Origin of the sequence: Streptomyces prasinopilosus (assembly GCF_001419695.1) — a bacterium.
In the GTDB taxonomy this organism is placed as follows: domain Bacteria; phylum Actinomycetota; class Actinomycetes; order Streptomycetales; family Streptomycetaceae; genus Streptomyces; species Streptomyces prasinopilosus.
In genome coordinates, this window is sequence record NZ_LIRG01000776.1 from 1 (window position 1) to 1,621 (window position 1,621).

Below are 1,621 nucleotides of genomic sequence, written 5' to 3' on the forward strand. Positions count from 1 at the left end.
ATGCCTGTGTCCGGCCCCGCGTACGGGGTCCCCTGGGCGGGGCCCGCTCCCTCAGGAGCCGGCGCCCGGCCTGTCGACGAGTTCCACCTGGTCCACGGCGTTGCACCAGCGGCACCGCACCGACTCGATCGTCTCACCGAGGACCTCACGCTCCTCGACCTTCGGCTCCCCCGCCAGGTCGAGGTGGACGTACTCCACGACCCTGGACGAGCGGGTCACGTCGAAACGGGTGAGGTTGCCGCAGAGGGTGCAGCGCCACCGCGTCGAGGCAGTCGGCAGGGGAACCGTCATCGTGGCTCTTCGCCTTCCTTCCAGTGTCCGTGACGCGGCGGGCACCCGGCGCGTCTGGCACGTAACCCTACGGCCTGGCGGGTCCTCGCCGCCCGCCCGTCCGCGGCGGCGAGGCGGTCTGTGCTGTTGCGTCCGGTTACGCCATGCTCTGTATCCATGATCCGCAACTGGAGCACGGCGGTGTCCGGGGCGCTGCGGCGGCCGTCGGCACCGGTGACCCACGCCCTCATCGTCGTGTGCTGCCTGGTCTTCCTGATCGGTCCGGCTTCGGGACTCGACCCGGGGTACGGGACCGGGGACGAGCTGCTCGCCGCGCAGCGCGCCTACTTCCGCCACTGGGGGGTGATCCCCGCGGACGTGTTCGACGGGTCCGCGCGGAGCGCCCTCACCCCGGCCACCGCCCTGTTCGTCCACGCCAACTGGGTGCACCTGCTCGGCAACATGCTCTTCCTCCACGTCTTCGGCACGATGACCGAGGCGCGCATGGGTCCCCTGCGGTTCACCCTGTTCTACGCGGGCTGCGGGTACCTCGCCCTGCTCGGGTACGCCGTCGCCCACGCGGACTCGGACCAGTCCCTGGTCGGCGCCTCGGGGGCGGTCTCGGGGATCCTCGGCGCCTTCCTCCTCCTGTTCCCCCGGGCGCGGGTGACCAGCCTGCTGCCGTTCCTGTTCTTCCTGCCGGTGCGCTTCCCGGCGTGGGTGGTGCTGCCGTTCTGGGTGGTGCTGCAGTGGCTGGCCGCGGGGCAGGCGTCCGACGGGCCGGGGGTGGCGTACCTGGCCCACCTGCTGGGCTTCGGGCTGGGCTTCTGCTGGGCGTGGGCGCGTTTCACGGGGACGACTACAGTGAGAGGCGCACCGGCTCCGGCCTCCGAGGGAGAGAACCAGCAGTGATCACCGCGATCGTCCTCATCAAGACCAGCGTGGACCGGATCCCCGAGATCGCGGAGCGGATCGCCGCGCTGGAGAACGTCAGCGAGGTCTTCTCCGTCACCGGCACGTACGACCTGATCGCCATCGTCCGGGTCAAGGAGCACGAGGACCTGGCGGAGGTCATCCCGGGCCGGATCAGCAAGATCCCCGGTGTGGAGGGGACGGACACACACGTGGCGTTCCGCACGTACTCGCAGCACGACCTGGAGGCCGCGTTCGCGATCGGCCTGGACAACTGACCCGCCCGGACCGGGAGGGCCCGCGCGGCGGGAGCGCCGGGGCGCCCCGGACGGCCGCGGGGGACCGGAGATGAAGGGTTCTTCGTCCGGGGCTCATCCGTGCCGTCCGGTCCGGCCCGCGGGACCGGTTCCACGGCCTCCCCGCGCCGGACGGCGCCCCG

At 71.9% G+C, this 1,621-nt stretch carries 3 protein-coding genes; 2 read left to right on the forward strand and 1 reads right to left on the reverse strand.

Features of this window, described 5'->3' with window-relative positions; translation table 11 throughout:
* Nucleotides 1-51: 51 nt before the first annotated feature.
* Nucleotides 52-291 (reverse strand): hypothetical protein, encoded by a 240-nt coding sequence (locus tag AOK18_RS26240; RefSeq protein ID WP_055573821.1) that lies wholly within the window; start codon nucleotides 289-291, stop codon nucleotides 52-54.
* Nucleotides 292-447: 156 nt separating this feature from the next.
* Here AOK18_RS26240 and AOK18_RS26245 point away from each other — a divergent pair, with 156 nt between their 5' ends.
* Together AOK18_RS26245 and AOK18_RS26250 are read left to right on the forward strand one after the other, a co-directional pair.
* Nucleotides 448-1,182 (forward strand): rhomboid family intramembrane serine protease, encoded by a 735-nt coding sequence (locus tag AOK18_RS26245; protein ID WP_055573820.1) that lies wholly within the window; start codon nucleotides 448-450, stop codon nucleotides 1,180-1,182.
* Nucleotides 1,179-1,460, forward strand: a complete 282-nt coding sequence (locus AOK18_RS26250; protein ID WP_055695953.1) for an Lrp/AsnC family transcriptional regulator — start codon at nucleotides 1,179-1,181, stop codon at nucleotides 1,458-1,460. Before AOK18_RS26245 ends, AOK18_RS26250 begins: the two co-directional genes overlap by 4 nt.
* Nucleotides 1,461-1,621 lie beyond the last annotated feature (161 nt).